This window comes from Gelidibacter salicanalis, from assembly GCF_016469035.1.
Taxonomy (GTDB): Bacteria; Bacteroidota; Bacteroidia; order Flavobacteriales; family Flavobacteriaceae; genus Gelidibacter; species Gelidibacter salicanalis_A.
This window is the reverse complement of the sequence record NZ_JAEHJZ010000032.1, coordinates 147254-164674: the sequence shown is the minus strand read 5'-3', so window position 1 is coordinate 164674 and position 17421 is coordinate 147254. Positions and strand designations below refer to the sequence as shown.

13 protein-coding genes are annotated in these 17421 nt (G+C 35.7%); 3 read left to right on the top strand and 10 right to left on the bottom strand.

The window, feature by feature from the left end; genetic code table 11:
• Positions 1–2 precede the first annotated feature (2 nt).
• From pglZ to JEM65_RS13205, 3 genes are all read left to right on the top strand, one after another.
• Entirely contained in the window at positions 3–2501 is a 2499-nt protein-coding gene (gene pglZ / locus JEM65_RS13215) for a BREX-1 system phosphatase PglZ type A (protein ID WP_199600299.1), read from the top strand.
• Between the two features lie 5 nt (positions 2502–2506).
• Positions 2507–4516 carry a BREX system Lon protease-like protein BrxL gene (gene brxL / locus JEM65_RS13210; RefSeq protein ID WP_199600295.1) on the top strand — a complete coding sequence of 670 codons (2010 nt, stop codon included), beginning with the start codon at positions 2507–2509 and terminating at the stop codon, positions 4514–4516.
• A gap of 217 nt (positions 4517–4733) precedes the next feature.
• Positions 4734–7163 carry a S8 family serine peptidase gene (locus JEM65_RS13205; protein ID WP_199600285.1) on the top strand — a complete coding sequence of 810 codons (2430 nt, stop codon included), beginning with the start codon at positions 4734–4736 and terminating at the stop codon, positions 7161–7163.
• Here JEM65_RS13205 and JEM65_RS13200 read toward each other — a convergent pair.
• The 10 genes from JEM65_RS13200 to JEM65_RS13155 form a co-directional block, all read right to left on the bottom strand.
• Positions 7160–8191, bottom strand: a complete 1032-nt coding sequence (locus JEM65_RS13200; RefSeq protein WP_199600283.1) for an AAA family ATPase — start codon at positions 8189–8191, stop codon at positions 7160–7162. The two genes, JEM65_RS13205 and JEM65_RS13200, sit on opposite strands and share 4 nt — an antisense overlap.
• Positions 8192–8367: 176 nt before the next feature.
• The gene (locus JEM65_RS13195; RefSeq protein ID WP_199600281.1) at positions 8368–9948 is read right to left on the bottom strand and encodes a type IV secretory system conjugative DNA transfer family protein; all 1581 of its coding nucleotides are present in this window, start codon (positions 9946–9948) and stop codon (positions 8368–8370) included.
• Positions 9949–9957: 9 nt separating this feature from the next.
• Complete coding sequence (gene mobB / locus JEM65_RS13190) at positions 9958–10989, bottom strand: MobB family relaxase (protein WP_199600279.1); 1032 nt, start codon at positions 10987–10989, stop codon at positions 9958–9960.
• An 11-nt stretch (positions 10990–11000) separates the two neighbouring features.
• A complete protein-coding gene (locus JEM65_RS13185) occupies positions 11001–11381 on the bottom strand; it encodes a BfmA/BtgA family mobilization protein (RefSeq protein ID WP_199600277.1) in 381 nt (126 codons plus the stop codon).
• 450 nt (positions 11382–11831) lie between these two features.
• On the bottom strand, positions 11832–12029 hold the full coding sequence (locus JEM65_RS13180; protein WP_199600269.1) for a hypothetical protein: 198 nt from the start codon (positions 12027–12029) through the stop codon (positions 11832–11834).
• Positions 12030–12040: 11 nt separating this feature from the next.
• Complete coding sequence (locus tag JEM65_RS13175; protein ID WP_199600267.1) at positions 12041–12421, bottom strand: DUF6876 family protein; 381 nt, start codon at positions 12419–12421, stop codon at positions 12041–12043.
• Positions 12422–12495: 74 nt separating this feature from the next.
• Positions 12496–12840, bottom strand: a complete 345-nt coding sequence (locus JEM65_RS13170) for a single-stranded DNA-binding protein (protein ID WP_199600265.1) — start codon at positions 12838–12840, stop codon at positions 12496–12498.
• Entirely contained in the window at positions 12837–13034 is a 198-nt protein-coding gene (locus tag JEM65_RS13165; protein WP_233530654.1) for a hypothetical protein, read from the bottom strand. Before JEM65_RS13165 ends, JEM65_RS13170 begins: the two co-directional genes overlap by 4 nt.
• Before the next feature lie 1272 nt (positions 13035–14306).
• A complete protein-coding gene (locus tag JEM65_RS13160; protein WP_233530653.1) occupies positions 14307–15293 on the bottom strand; it encodes a formylglycine-generating enzyme family protein in 987 nt (328 codons plus the stop codon).
• Positions 15294–15793: 500 nt separating this feature from the next.
• A complete protein-coding gene (locus JEM65_RS13155) occupies positions 15794–17362 on the bottom strand; it encodes a sulfatase family protein (RefSeq protein ID WP_439953511.1) in 1569 nt (522 codons plus the stop codon).
• Between the last annotated feature and the right edge of the window lie 59 nt (positions 17363–17421).

Here is a 17421-nt window from a genome sequence, read left to right as displayed (position 1 = left end):
TTATGAGCATAAAAATACAAGAAGCGTTAGAAAAAAAATTCCAAGATCACGATGTGATTTTTTGGTATGATGAACGCAATGAATTAAAAGAAAACTTTGACGCACTAGCGTTAAATAGTGTTGAGAAGTGCCATATACAGGGTAATGAATTTGAAATAAAATATAAGATTACATCTAATAGGTCTAAAATTAAATTTCTAGTCTATAGCAATACTCCTAAACCTAAACCCAATGAGAATTGGTTACTGGATTTAGAATTGGCGCATCATATTTTCCATACCGATCAAGAAGCTATTATTCTTCAAGATTTAGGTTTAGAGTTCAGTTTTAAGGAATTAGTAGCAGAACACATTTTATTTTTTAAATCAAAAGAGCGAATTGATAAATTAAAAGAATTACTAGGGAAAGGAGATTCCCATAGAGACATTCGTTACAAAATGGTTGCAGTAACGCTGGATACAGACTACGTTAATCTCAATACATTTATTCACTCCCACGGGACAGCTTTTGCCAATGGCAATGAAAAGTTGCAACGGGATTTAGAGCGTTATGAGCTATCCGGTTTTTACTGGACCCAAATTCTAAATAAGTATAAATACACAAGTAAAACGCCATCTATCTATGATTTTCTTCTAGAGGCTTTTTCAGATAACTTTAATATAACCGTTGCACCTAAGCTTTCTAAGGAGACAAGACTTCTACTTTCCCTATGGAAAGATACAATCACATACCGAGATGGTTTTGATAAAATCTCTTCGCAAATAGCAAATGATCTTCAAATAGAAAGTGTTCTCAATACGTTGCCATTAGAAAAAGTGGTAAATGATGAATTATTTAAACTCACAGATAAGAAAATAATTCACGATCTCGTTCAGCGCTTAATTACAAATGAAATTTCAAATGAGACCTTACAGAACATTGTAAAACAAAGAGAACATACGTTTTGGTATAACCCGCATTTTGTGGCATTCTACGAAAGTGTATCTTTTGCTTCACAACTGCAATATCAGATTCAAAAACTTAAAGTTGATTTTACCTCTATTGAAAATGGTTTAGAGCAATACACGACGTCGCTTTATGAAATTGATTATCTATATAGAAAGTTTATTCTAAACTATAGAAGATCCAATCAAGACAACATATTAGGTGGATTGGCTCAAAAAGCAGAAAAATTATATACCAATGATTGGTTACTTCATTATACTGATAAATGGCAATCTGTAATTAATAATATAGACACTTGGCCTGTAAATGAACCCTTTAGTCAAAGACAGTTTTTTAAGAAACATATTAAACCGTTTGTAGATAAAAAACAGCGTGTCTTTGTTATTATATCTGATGCATTACGCTATGAGTGCGGCGTGGAACTAAATAAACGATTAGCACAAGAAAACAGATATGACAGCGAACTTGAAGGCTCTATAGCCTCACTACCTTCTTATACGCAGTTAGGTATGGCATCCTTACTTCCCCACAAAGAATTGTCAGTAAAAAAAGGCTCAGATTTAATTCTCGTGGATGAAATGAGTTCTATGGGTATTTCTGCGCGATCAAAAATTTTGGCTAAAAATTCCGGGGCTCGTGCAACTGCAATATTAGCAGAGGATTTTATGAAATTTAGCGCAAATACCACAGGTAGAGACTTTGTAAAACAATATGATGTTATATATATCTATCATAATGATATAGATGATACTGGTGATGACACTACAACACAAGACAAAGTATTTGAAGCCGTTGAAAGAGAGTTTGATTATCTGATTGATCTATTAAAGAAGATTTCTAATATGAATGGTAATAATATGATTATTACTTCAGATCACGGTTTCTTATATCAATATCAAACTCTAGAGGAAAGCGATTTTACTGAAGCTGAAATAGAAGGCGAAGTAGATAAATTGAATAGAAGGTTCATTCTTGGAACTGACATAAAAGGCAATGAAGCAGTAAAGTCCTTTACCCACAACCAACTTGGTTTAACCAGCAACGGAAATGGACTCATTCCAAAATCTATTAATAGATTACGCGTAAGTGGATCTGGTTCTAAATTTGTTCACGGAGGTGCCTCTTTACAAGAAATTGTATTACCGGTATTAAAAGTCAATAAAAAGCGCCAGGACACCACAGCTCAGGTGGAAATCGATATTATTAAATCTACCGATAAGATTACTACTAACCTACTCGCTGTTTCCTTTATTCAAACGGAGCAAGTAGATGACACTATGTTGGAAAGGAAAATTAAAGCATCCATTCAAGCAGAAGATGGCACTTTGTTAAGTGATCAGTTTATTTACACCTTCGATATTCAAGAAGAAAACCAACGACAGCGAGAAGTTAAAAACAGATTCCAATTAACTGCTCAAGCCAGTGGTAAATATAAAAATCAACGTGTAAAACTGGTATTGGAAGAACCAATGGATCGCGCAAACAAATGGAGAGTTTACAAAGAGTATTATTACACCCTTAATATCTCTTTCACTAACGATTTTGATGAATTTTGAAACCTATGAACGCACTCAATGTAAAAATAAACGAGCACTTTGCAGGTAAGGTAGTTCGAAAGGATTTAACGAAATTAGTAAAAGGTAACGCCATAGTTCCTACGTATGTTCTCGAATACTTATTGGGACAATACTGCGCTACAGATGATGAAGCGACTATTGAGCACGGCGTAGAAACGGTCAAGAATATCATCGCTAAACATTTTGTGCATAGAGATGAGTCTCAAATAATCAAATCGACTATCCGAGAAAAAGGATCTCATCGAATTATAGATAAAGTGGCTGTTCAACTTAATGACAGACAGGATAGATATGAAGCATCATTTGCGAATTTAGGTTTAAATCGTGTTCCTATTTCTGATGCACTTATCAAAGAACACCAGAAATTACTGTCTAGCGGGGTTTGGTGTATTTTAACTTTGGGATATTTTCCTTCAGAAGAAAGAGATCACACGCCTTGGATGGTAGAGAGTTTAAAACCCATTCAAGTTTCCAATGTAGATATTGAAGAATATAAAGGCGCTCGGAAACATTTTGACAAGGAAGAATGGATGGATGTTTTATTGCAATCTATTGGTCTTAATCCGGAAGAATTTACATTTCGTTCAAAACTGCTGCAATTAACCAGACTTGTTCCATTTGTAGAGAATAATTATAACCTCATTGAACTCGGTCCAAAGGGAACAGGTAAATCCCATATTTATTCTGAAATGTCGCCACACGGAATTTTAATATCTGGTGGAGAGGTTTCAAAGGCTAAATTATTTGTGAATAATAGTACAGGAGACATAGGGCTGGTTGGATATTGGGACGTTGTTGCCTATGATGAATTTGCCGGAAAAACAAAACGAGTAGATCGTGGCTTAGTGGATATAATGAAAAATTATATGGCTAATAAATCCTTTTCCAGAGGGACTCAAGTATATGGTGCATCAGCTTCAATGGTGTTTGTTGGAAACACAGACCATTCAGTAAAATATATGATGAAACATAGCGATCTTTTTGAGGCCTTACCTAAAGATTATTATGATACCGCTTTCCTTGACCGTATGCACGGATATCTTCCAGGATGGGAAGTTCAGAAATTACGAAATGAAATGTTTACGTCGCAATACGGTTTTATCGTAGATTACCTTGCTGAAGTATTAAAGAACCTAAGGAAAGAAGATAGAACACACGATTATACTAAATACTTTGAATTATCGAGTACCATTACTACCCGAGATAAAACATCAATTGCCAAAACTTTCGCTGGTCTACTAAAAATAATCTACCCTGATAATGATTTCACTGAAGCTGATGCGAAAGAAATTTTAGATTTCGCTATTGAAAATAGAAAGCGGGTTAAGGATCAACTTCGCAAAATGGACGAAACCTTTGAAGAAGTCGATTTTAGTTACGTTAGTAAATCAACAGGAGAACATTTTTCTATCTTGACACTAGAAGAGATTGAAAATGAAATAAAACCTTCGATACCCCAAAGTGACGTGGCTGAGAACAGTCAACCAAAGAAATCTGAAAACGTTATTTTATCACTAGAACCTGGGCAAAAAATAATTAGAGATAATCAGTCTGGTATTTCATACGATAATTTGTTTGGAGCTTACCTATTAAATGCCACTGATTTTCATATTACAGACCCATACATTAGGCTACCCTATCAGTTGCGCAACTTTATGGAACTAGCAAAACTGATTAGCGAAAAGAAAGATCCAGACACAGAAGTTAAACTTCACTTAGTAACAAGTAATAATGAAGAGTTTATAGAAAATGCGAAAGATGCTTTTGAGCAAATGCGTTATTCTTTGGAATCAATGGGCATCCTATTTTCCTATGAGTTTGACGATTTTATTCACGACAGATCTATTGAAATGAATAACGGATGGAAAGTGATTTTAGGGAGAGGACTAGATATTTGGCAAAAAACTGGTGGTTGGTATGATATCAATGAATACATCCAAGAACGACGGGTATGTAAGGCTTGTGAGGTTACGTTTGTGAAGGTCGGTTCTTAGGCTTCTTTGAATATAAAGAAACTGCGTATTGGCTAATATGAAGAAGGAAACTTTATAAGTCTTAAAAAGCTATTAAAAAACAATGTACAAAGGAATAATTACGATGTATAAAATATACTAAGAGCCTAAGATAGACCACTGTTTTATAGGTTGTATGATCTGAGTGATGAAGAATTTAGAATTGTGAAGAATAATCAAAAAATTATATTAACGAATTATGCCAAATAAGAATCACTTAAGAATCATTGCAGATAGACAGCTAGAGGAATCTGGACAGGTAAAGTTCAATTACGGTTTCGGAAACAACGACGATGAAGCAAATCCAGAGCCAAATTATATATTTATGGCAAGAGCTTTTCGGGATGATTTACAATCGTATCTAAGTGACCTAGAAGTGAAAGCAAGAGCAAAAGATGAGACTATTAATGTCCCTTATGACGTAGACTATGTAGAGGTAGACTTTATGGGTCAATTTCATTTGGAAAAATACTATAGCATTTGGTACAATACATTTGGTCTTGAAGGAGTAAGCTTCACAAACTTCAATAGAACGGCACTATTTTCTATTGCAGATCACGACAAATTTCAGGTATTTATAACAAGTGTAGAAGGATTAATTAATAGAGGTTTAGAGAATAATGCAGAGGCAGCTTACAATAAAAACATACTTTTTGTAAAAAACTTTAAGTTACTCACATTGAGCGACGTACTGCGAGTAGATGCTGAGACTCTCGGGAACGTAGTTGTGATAAAAACAATCGAACTTCCTGCAAATGCAGAAATTGAGAATAGCATCATTGAAGCATTAAGGTTGTACTTAAATGAACATCTAATCGAATATGTTATTGATAGAGAGACAAACAGATTAGAGCTTTTCGACGTTACATTAAATGAGCTTATTGTGATTGCTCAAAATTTTGATGTTATAGAGAGCATAACCTCCTCCCTTTCTGGAGTGGTACGGCCTGGAATATATAATATACCGAGCAGAGCTTATGGTTTTGAAATTGTAAATGCAGATGAAGAGCTTCCTTTAATTGGAATCTTAGATACCGGAATAAGTATGCAAACACCTCTATCCAGTATTACCTTACAAGATGACACTTTTACGCTAGATGGCAATCCATTAATTGATAACTGTGGAAACGATGGACACGGCACAATGGTAGGCGCCCTTGCTGCACTAGGAAGACACAACCATAGCACTAATTTTGAAGGCGAGATTTATGCAGATGCAAAATTACTTTCTATAAAATTAATAGGAAGTGGTGATGGCTACCTTTCTGAAAAAAAAGTAATTGAACTACTATATAAAGCAAAAAATGAATATCCACATTTAAGTATTTTCGTGTTAACAATTTGCTATAAAACCCACAAGAAAACGAACGAAGCATTTTCTAACTACACCTTCGAACTAGATAAGTTTGCACACGAAACTGATAGTTTAATTTTTATAAGCATAGGAAATAATGATCTAGCAATGAACGAAAATAATGATTATGACCTAAACTACTTTAATAATGAGCACACCAACTTAAATACGCCGGCAGACTCAATGAATAATATGACAGTGGGTGCAGCTGCAGATGGTCTATATAATGGTGCTTTTAATGGTATCGCATCAGGTAAAGAATTCCCTGCAATTTATACTCGTACAGACCATATTAATCTGGCTGCAATATATTCTGTTAAGAAGCGTAATAAAAATCTTTTCAAGCCAGACGTTATTGAAAGTGGCGGTGATTATGGATTTTACAACCCTAACACAATAGATCGTATGGATAACGCTGCGATGTCCGTATTATCGTCTAATCCAGCTTTAGGTTACACCAAAGAAATAGGAACAAGTTTAGCTGCTCCACTAACTGCTAACCTTGCTGCAAAACTTAAAATTCTTTACCCAGATTTAAAGTCGCAAACATTAAAAGCATTGATAATTAATGGGGCATCTTTGAAAAACACAGTCTATCCAGATGCCAACAAACCTTTACTAAACAGAACCTCAGGCTATGGGGTCATTGATGTCGATAATACCATTTTTTCAGATGAGAATAATGTTACAATGATTCTTGAAGACAGTATCCAAAGCGGTGAACAGAAAATTTACCCTGTTAACTTTCCAGATTATTTAATTTCATCGAATCTTGGTAAAACAAATGGTATCCTTAAAGTAACAGCTACATTATGTTTCAGCTTTTTGCCATTACAGCATAATCAGTTAACCTATTGCCCAATACATATGGCCTTTAGTGTTTTTAAAAATCATTCATCTGATGACATTAACAGAGTACAACGAGAATTAAATTCAAAATTACGCACAACACTAAGTTGGTCACAATCCGCTAGAGATAAATCAACGCCTGCTCCTTACAGTAATGTTCAGAAAATTGAATTCAATGTTGACGTTTCTCAATTACGTAGTGAAGGCAAAACCTTTAAACTGGCGGTACAAGCTTTATTATCGAATCAGATTATGGCATCTCAGATTGAGAATTATCCTACAGAATTTAATTTCTCGCTTGTTCTTAAAATTGAAGAAAAATTAAGAGCTAATACTGGTAGACTTTACGACGAGTTAAGAGCAATTAATAATGTTGAAGTAATAAATATAGCCGAAGCCGAAGCTGATTTGGAGGGGGAAATTTAAGCGTTTATGTCAAGTGATTTCTTTTCTGCAATAACAAGAGATTTCCAAATATGGCTATCAATTTTAGTAATTGACTTTATATCTCTATCACTATGCTTAAACAGACTTCTCTTTAATGCAGTGAGCAGAGTTTTCTGAATACTGTAATAAGACAAACCTTCACACAGCTTCATAATATTAGTCGCCTCCCTCTTATTACTGAATAAAAACCCACTCTTACTTAATGTCAGTTCAACAAGGTTTTTGATTTGTTCCGTATTAGGTAAAGAAAATCCTATTATACTATCAAATCTTCTCGTCAATGCTGAATCTAACATTTCCTTTTGATTCGTGGCAGCAATAACAATACTGCTTTGAGGCAAATAATCAAATAACTGAAGAATAGTATTAACCACACGCTTCATTTCGCCGTGGTCTTGACTATAATCACGTACTTTTCCTAGACTATCAAATTCATCAATAAAGATTATGCAATCTTCAAGAGCTGCTTTCTTAAATATTTTGGAAAGGTTTTTACTTGTTTCGCCTAATTTAGATGAGACGATTGCTCCCAAATTAACAACTACCATCATTTTATCGAGTTCGCCAGCAATCACGTAAGAGGCAAGCGTTTTACCACAACCAGATGGTCCGTGCAAGAGTAATTTATTGGAAACGGGAAGATTGAATCTTTGAAGTAATTCAATTTTATCGTGCTCTTCAATAAAATGTTTTAGTTCCCCCATTACTACCTCATCTGCAACAATGTTCTCTAAAGAATAGTCTGAAGTAATTTTTTCAAGAATTAAATCTTGAATATCACGATCATCAAGACGCTGATAATAAGAATCAGAACCAACTTTGGTCAAATTATTAGTGCTTTGTTGTCGCATAGACTCTTTAAGGATAGATTGCAATTGAATTGCGAAATTAACCTTTTTAGTCTTTTTAGAATGTTCAACAAGTTCGTTAATTACAGTCAATAAGCGTTCCTGGTCATTTTCTAAACCATACTTTGCTATTTCTTTTATATAATCAAATTGGCTCAAATCTCTATCTCGAATTTTATACAAATATAGCAAACTATGCCGAGACTTTAGTATTACATCACTCTTTAAACATTCATCATCTTATTGTATTCCAGCTAAATAAAAGTGTATTTAGTATTTAACACAGTCATATTCAATAAAATGCAATAGCAATAAATTAATTATGATATTATCCACTACCCAAAGATCGATTTAGACTCTTCATAAATCCGTTCAAAATTAGCTGCTAGATCCTCTTGTGAAAACTGATTAGATTCTTTTGGAAGCTCTCTTTGAATTGGTTGTAATTTAAACTGCACCTTCTTATCCTTTCCATCAGCATAGGTAACAAACTCTCCCTGTCTCAATCGAAAGAAAACATCAGCTCTTATTTTCGGGATTTCCTTTTCTCCTGTAGTTATTCTAGTATCAAAATCAAGATTGTGACCTCGGCTAATACTTTTTGTCGGATCTTTAACAATCTCAAAAAACCGCTCATAATACTTTGCGGTGTCAGGATCATTTACCTTACCGAAAAATTGATAGGAAAGGTTGCTCAAAATAGCCTTGCTCGCCTTATCGCCATACATCATATCGTTTTGAATCTTGTCCTGCATCACGTAAATGGTGGCAATGTCATAACTACGCAACGTTGCGGGAATACGGTGCATATTCAATAAACGAATGGTCGGTGCTTCTTCCATTAAGAGAAAAGAAGGCTCGCTATTACGAACACTCATTTGTTTGGTTATGGTGTGAATAATGGTAGCGATCACTGGGGAATAGGAGGTTTCGAATTTGGGGTTGTTCACGATCGAAATCACAGTTGGATTTTCTGGACTATTGATATTGAGTGGCACTTCATCCGCAGACAATGCCATAAAAATACGTTGCGTACTGATGCGCTTCAGCGCGTTTGCCAAAGTGCTCTTTACACCAGCGGTCTGCCTTTCGGAATCCTTGCCACTGATAAAAGCATCTGCCATGGCCCTTGAGGTTGTATTGGTTTCCAAAAACCGGATTAGGCTGTCCGTGTCTAGATATTGGTAAACAGCAATCAGATGGGGCAATGTACAGTATTCTGGATATGTAGTTTTCAGTTTCCAAATCAACCCACCTATCAATCCTTCCGCTGCATCATTAAAAAATTTGGTCGTTCCAGTAGTTCCAGACTCCCGTTGCTCCAAAAGATTCTCAATCAGCACCCTTGAAACCTCGTTTACGCTTTCCTCGTTCTCTAAATAGCGTGGCGCAATAGGATTTACCCTGTGGATGATTTTATCGAAGGAAATAACCTTAAATGCGATATCCCCATTCTTGAAAAGTGGATAAGCCATTTCAGTTAGTTCAAAATTTTTATAGTCGTGAATGATGCCGCAAAAACCTTCCTTCCGAAAGTGTTTCAGGAATCCATAAACCACGCTTTCAGTCTTTCCGCTTCCAGCAGAACCAATGACGGATGCACCGCGTTTTATATTGTCCAATTTGAAGTTTCCTTTGGTGGTGGCAAAGTTTACCTGATATTTGGCATTTCCATTTTTAGGCTTGTCCGTTTTGTGCAGAAAAACATACATTCCCAAATTATTTAATGTGAGAGGGCAAACCAAATAGAGTGCGATTAAAACCAATCGGAATTCTTCGTTCAAATAAAACACAAGAGCACCGAGCAAAAGAAAATTAAAAATGAATGCATATCTACTTATCCGATACATCCCATAGAAAACACCGCTGGCCAAACCAATAATAAAAAGTACTGTTACGAGATTGTCCATTTGCATAATTTTAAATTAGATTCCGATAGAACTCGATTTGATGGCCACTTCAGCACCACGTCGCAGCCTATTAAAAATTTTCATTGCCAGTTGTGCTTGTGTGACAGGAATAGTCGGCATCATCGGGATGCCACTTTTGCCCATTATTTTGAACGCCAATGCTTTTTCGTTGGTGGGCAGTTTCATTAGTGAAGCAAAATAGATTTTCGGATTCTTAATGAAATCCTTTCTTGCCTTATAAGTTTCAGCGAAGTTCCTTTGATAATCAAATGTCTTGTCAAAAGTCTTTTCTGCTTTTGTAAAAAATCCATCTCTATCAAATCCTCGTTTTACCGTTTTACCATTTAATTCAACATCGGAAGCTTTGTATTTACTTCCAGGCGACAAACTGAATTTATTAGACGCATCTTTCCGGCTCACAATAATATGGATATGACTTTGGTTCCCTGCTTTTGGCATTTCCTGTACGATTCGTTTTCCGTTCTGTTGATGCGGCGCTTCTCTTTCTAGTTTCCCAATTTCTTTTTCCAATTTTTTCACATTTCCTACTGCTCGCCCATCTTTCACATTTCGGACTTCTGTTTTTAGTTGAAGTATTTTTGTGGCATACGGTTGGTTTTCTTTTATCTGAAAGTCCGTTCCCTTGAATGTTCGTTGATGTTCAATTTTTGCATAATATTTTATGTCGTCTATGGTTATTGGTCGCCCATTGATTTCACGATTAAATGAAGCCACATAATCCTTCATAATCTCACGGGTGTATTTTTGCAAATCCTCACTATGGTTCTGCAACCGTTTCAGTTCGTATTTTGAAGGACTTACGGTAATAGAATAAAACCGTGGTTCGTGCTTTTCAAGTTTTGCCGTATTACTATCTATTTCCCTGACCACTTCCTCTGCTGAAATCTCGTCGCCATTTTGGTTAAAAAAATGTTCCATATCCTGTTGCTCCAATCCTTGGTTTTCCTTCTCCAGATAACCAACAAAATCCGCTGAACTCTTGGAATAATTGCCTCCCATTTTTTGGGGTGTAATTGTGATGTACATAGCTCGAAAATTTAAAGTTCGTTGTTTGGATTTTCCTTTTCTTTAAAGCGCACTTTCTTCTGTTTATCGATAAATTTCTTTTCTAAAATCAACGGTTTCTTTGTTGGTGTTTCGGTCTGAAAAAGAGATTCCATCATTGCAACTGTGGGCTTGGTTTGGGTCTTTTCAACATCCCTCATTATAGCAATTACTGCATTGATTCTTTTGAGTAAGTTGGCTTCTATGGTTCGCCCTGTCGGACCAAAATTTTCCTTTGGAGAGATCTCATTGTAAAAGAAAAAATCGAGCATAGTTGCCATGGCATCGGTATGCGATTTGAAATGAGTTTTTGAAAATTCCTGAAAACATTTGGCAGTTTTCCTTTTGAACCTGATGGTGATGAATGAATCCATTTATTTCGCTTTTTTGTGCATTTGACGCAAATCCATCCCAGTTTACAGGTGGTTTCGGGGCATTTGACGCAAATTGATGAAATCTAAAAAATCAATTAATTTTCAAGTAATTGAAAATCAATGATTTATAAACGAAAAGGAATATGTAACGTGGCTCTGCCCGTTACCCTCTTGCTATTCCTTTTCGTCCCGCCCAGCGGGACAAAATTTCATACAATCTGGCTAATCCCGAGCTATCGGGAGCCAATTGCCTCTTCCGGAATTATTCAAATTCCGATATGTAATTTAAGATGGATACAGTTATCAGCGAAAGTCAAAATGGGATAACCATATAAAATTATAGATGCTGAATTTCAGCAAAATAAAAATACTTTTTTTGTTGAGTTACAATTTACTAAACACAAAAACACCCCATAAAATTCAGAGGTGCGTGTTCATTAATTTTAAAAATCAGATACTGAATTTGAAGGTATAGGAATACAAATTCCGCAATGCTTCTTCCTCAATCATCGTTTCAAAACAGGTATAATTTTCCCTTACGTATTTGCGAATACTATCACCAAATTTTCGTTCCACATCTTTTTTGGAAAGTTCTAAAAGTCGGTTTTGAGCTTCCTTGCTTAAGTCATTAAAATTGAGATGTACCATGGTCCAAAATTTTAGTATTCGCTTGGTAACATCAGCGTATCATTTACAAAAAACAAACGCAGTTCATCCAGTGGAAAATCGGTGGCACGATACCCTTGTGTTTCTAAAATATGATCATTGCCATCGGTGTAGGTAATTTCAGCTTCATAACCCATAATATCCTGTTTTTCCTTGGACAATCTTTTAAAATCTATGCTTATAAATTCACTACGAGGAATCAGGCTTTTTACTATTACCGAAGTATCCGTAATCAGCCAAAAGCAATCCGCTACATTGGCTAGATATTTCAGTCCGTCTGTAAAACGTGTTCTTATTAATGGGATTTGATAGAACGTTTCCGTTCCGTGAAAATGTTGCAATCCTTCTTTGATTTCATTAACTTGTGCTTTCATGATTTTCTATTTTTTGTGAATAATGATTAAGAGGGCGCATCTTTCGTGTAGTACGCCCTCTTAAATTTTAAGTATTATTGCTCGTTTTTAGTTCCTAGCAAAAGAATTTCCCTAGCTTCGACTTCCGTTACATAGCGCTGACTGCCATCATCGGTGGTATAGGTTCTGGTTCTCAGTTTCCCGGTAACCCCTATTTCTTTGCCCTTATCCACATATTGTTCGATAATTTCGGCGGTCTTTCCCCAAGCTACCACGGTGTGCCAATCTGTAGTCTGCGTCTTCTCGCCTTTGGCATCCTTGTAATACTCGTTCGTCGCCAATGAAAAACGGGCTACTTTCTTACCGCTTTCAAGGTTCGTGATCTGTGGCTCCTGGCCAACGTTTCCGATTAACTGTACGTGATTTTTTAAAGTGCTCATAATAAAAGATTTAAAAGATTAATTAGAATTGCCATCTGAACCCCGCCAAAATGAATTGTCGGGCTGGCATTCAGACAGTTTGTGTTTATATTTTTTTGAAGTGATTTACTTATTATATCTTGAGTGTTTTCCTTTTTTGTTTTTTTTGGTGCCGCTTCCTTTTTGATGTTTTTGTAAGATTTTATAAGATTCATTTTAGATTTACTTCCCATAGCGCCCTCGCTGTTACCTTTTTTTGTTGCTGATACATTTTCAATATTTGGAATTGATAAGGACTTATAAAAAGTGAAGCGCAGCGAGAACGGTTTATGCAGTCCGGTCAAGTTCCAAATGTTGGTATTTTGCTGTCAAAAAAAGGTTGGGCAGCGAGGGTGCGGATGTAGGTCTAAAGGCTTATGTGAAGTATACAAACATGGGAAGCGGAACCAAATCATTAAATGGAATTCCGATTTGGCGGACGCTGTTCCCAATTATAGATAGGGAATGCCTGTGCTGAGCCACGTCGAAGTGAAGTGTTCCTTCCCAGCGTAGCGGGAAGGGTTAACGGAATGGAAAGCTGGAATTGGGGACTGTGTCCAAGACTTTTTTAGGGAAGCGCTTTTCCCGGAATGAAGCTTTTCGCGGAATGTAGGGGAATGTGCTTTCCGTGTTATGATAACGAATTGCTCTCGTTTAGCCGAGGTGAAGCCGACGTAACTTCAAATTTGGAGGTTGCAATGGAGTTTGACTGTTTCCCGACCTTTTTCGGGAATGAGCGGGCAAGTGGAATGGAAATCGGAGACTTTGGAGTTGGGTCCAAGACTTTTTGATGAAGCGCTTTGCCCGTAAAGGAGCTTTCGCGGAATGGAGTGGCAATGGGCTGAGTGGGTTATAAATAATAACTTTTTATTAAGATTAGGAGTTTACAAATTAATTACAAGGAGGAGTTCGTTTAGGTAGGCTATGAATATGTTTCCTATTTGAATTGAAAGTATCCTTTACAAATTGTGAAATCTCCAGCAGTAACAATTTTATACTAAATGAAACGCTTTCCATATCGCTAATTATTTACCATCCAAAATTTGAATTAGGGAATATCAATATAATAAAATTTTAACTATGAAGGCAATAAGCACGAGCTAATCTTTATACTCAATAAAACTAAATTACCAAAGAAGAGAATCATATGTTTATTGATCTTTAATAATTTCACTAGGATAACAATGTCTACTCTATTTATTGGATATCCCAATAAATGTCAGCTTACTTGCTCCAAAAGTGTAATTTAGGATTTCTTTGACTATACTTAACCAAAATATTTTAAAGTGAGACTGAACAATCAGATACAAATAAGAACTAAAATTTTGTTCTAACTTTTAATTCAATTATAATGGTTATGCTCTTCATACTTCTTAAAGCGACCATTGTACAGATTAAATCATCTGCTCTGATTAAAACCCTATGTTTAATAATAAAATTTAAAATGTCTAGTTTTCAATCATATCTACCGTTGCAACAGTTCTAAAACCAGTATGGTCAGAACCAGAATCAGGGCTCATGCCCATTTTACCCGAAATTCTAAAACTTGCACAATATGATGCATGACATAAAAATGAACCACCTTTTATAATATGCTCCTGTTGATATGGATTGTTCGGGCTTTTGCCTTGGTCTGCTCCTATAGGGTTTACATGTTCTTTTGTAACATCTAACTCCTTATAATAGTCCACATTGAATAAGTCACTTGTTATTTCCCAAACATTGCCTAACATATCATAAATCCCTATTGAGTTTGGTGGATATGACTTCACCGGTGCAATAAGCTCAAAACCATCCTTGGATTCATTTTTCACAGGAAAAACCCCTTGCCAAGTATTCGCTTTTTCATCTAAAACTTCCGGGTTATTGCCCCAAGTATAAATTGCATCGACTGCAGTACCTTGCGCTGCAGATTCCCATTCCGCCTCTGTAGGTAATCTTCGGTTCGCCCATTTACAATATGCCAAAGCATCTTCAAAAGCAATGTGTACCACTGGGTAATTATCTTTTTCTTTAATAGAACTCTCGGGTCCTTCTGGATGTTTCCAATTAGCTCCAATTTGCCAACGCCACCATTGCGCGTAATTATTCATATTTGCTACTTTGTTAACAGCTTTATTAAAAATCAAACTGCCTGGCTGCAAAATAGAATCGTGAGGTTTTGGGGTACCTTCAGGAACATCTTTCTTCATCTCTTCCCAATTTACAGGTCGTTCTGCAATTGTTATATAATCTGTTGCATCCACAAACGTTTTAAATTGTTTGTTGGTAACCTCTATAATATCGATAAAAAAACCATCAACGGTCACTTGATGTGCTGGCTTTTCGCGATCCATAGCGTATTTATCCTCCTTTTTAGCTCCTTGAATAAAGGTCTTTCCAATTACCCAGACCATACCCTCAGGAGTCTTGACCACATTTGGTTGATCTATCAAAAAAGCTTTATTTATTGAACTACTCTCTGCGCTAACAATAGATTTTTCATTAGTATTATTTTTGCAATTCGTAAAATTGGATACAACAAACAGCAGTATCATAAGATGGAAAAATGTGTTTGTTGAGATTAAAATAATATTCTTTTTGTAGATAGTAGTTCTTTTCTTCATTCTTCGTAATTAGAATTGTGTATATCCTTAATGATTAATAACCCTTCAATAATAGAGATAATAAGCCTTTCGAAGATTCACTCTCCAAGAAATCTTCTATTAAGCTCGAACTCTTTCAGGTATAATTGCAGGGATCTCCTCTTGATTTCATAATGATTGACTGCAAAATTCTGATTGGCCTCTTCGCTATTAAATTTCGGAGCTAAGCTAAAAATATTCATTACTTTATCTTTAACTAAAGAAAATAATAATTATTAATTGGTTAGTGTTTACGGATATAGAATTATAAGTGTTATAAATTTAAGATTCTTACATAACTCTTCATGATATTATCTTAATTGTAACTGTTCAATATTACTATAATTCTTGCCTCTTAGAGTCTCAAAAACTTGAATCAATTCATTTAATTTCTCAGGGTTATCTTTTGCGACGTTAGTTTTCTGCCCCATATCGCTTTTAAGGTTATAAAGCTGGAAATCAGGTGAATTACCTAATTGAATTCCTACTTTTTCTTCAAATGCTTTTCCTTTATAGGGAGGGATCAATAACCAATCACCACTTCTCAGTGCAGTTCTACTAGTGGCTTCAATAATTAAATTATCTCTACCTTTATTAGTTTTCCCTTTAAAAGTCTCCATTAATTCTTGACTATCCGTACTAGATTCTTCTGTTCCTATCAATTTTGCTAATGATGCCATCAAGTCCATATGACACACAATAGCATCAGAAATTCCTGGTTTAATAGTATTCTTCCAGTATGTTATAAATGGTACTCTTGTGCCAGCTTCAAACAAGCTGTATTTACCACCGCGTAAACCTCCTTGGGGATCGTGATTACCTAACTTCTCAACAGCATCATCATAATAACCATCATTAAGGACCGGTCCATTATCGCTTGAAAAAACAATTAATGTATTTTCTAAAATACCCTCTTCTTTTAGTGTTTTCATAAATTCACCAATACACCAATCCGCCTCAAGAATTACATCGCCTCTTGGTCCTAAGCCCGATTTACCGACAAATCTAGGATGTGGCGTTCTTGGAACATGCGGTTGTTGCATAGCATAATATAAAAAAAATGGTTTGTCTTTGTGAGTCTTCACATAATCTTGTGCTCTTTCAAGAAAATTATCTGCCATATCTACATCACTCCATTTAGCAGATTCTCCTCCTTTCATAAACCCAATACGAGGCACACCGTTAACAATAGAATTATTGTGACCATGATGCCATTTCATAGTCAACATTTCAGGGTTGGAAATTGCAGTGGGCTCTCCCTCAAAATTATTTTGATAATCTACTTGGATAGGGTCGTTTTTATCTAAATTAACAACCTGACCATTTTCTATGTATACTGTTGGTACACGGTCTTGGGTCGCAGCCATAATATAGGCTTCATCAAAACCAACTTCATTGGGACCTGGTGTGATAATGTCGTTCCAGTTAACATTACCAGTACCTAATCCTAAATGCCATTTACCTACTATAGCGGTCTGATAGCCTTCACGTCTAAGCATTTTAGGCAATGTTTGTTGTTCTGTACTTATTAAAAGTGGCGCTGTACCGGGCAATATTTTTGCATCTTTATTTCTCCAAGGATACATTCCGGTAAGTAAGGCGTACCTACTTGGAGTACAAGTAGCAGAAGTAGCATAGCCATTTGTAAATTTAACACCTCCTGAAGCTAGTGCATCTATATTAGGGGTTTGTAATTCTGTGGCACCATAACAACTAAGATCACCGTAACCTAAATCATCTAAATAGATAATGACGATATTAGGTTTTTTAATGGGTTCAATTGTTGTCAAAGGCTCTGTATGCTGCTTGTTTTTATCCGATTTACAGCCACTCAATACTACCAATGAAACCAATATGATGGTTTTAATAATATATTTCATAAGAATCATTTTATTTATTAACAATTAACTTTTAACGAAAAACACAGAACTAGTGTTAA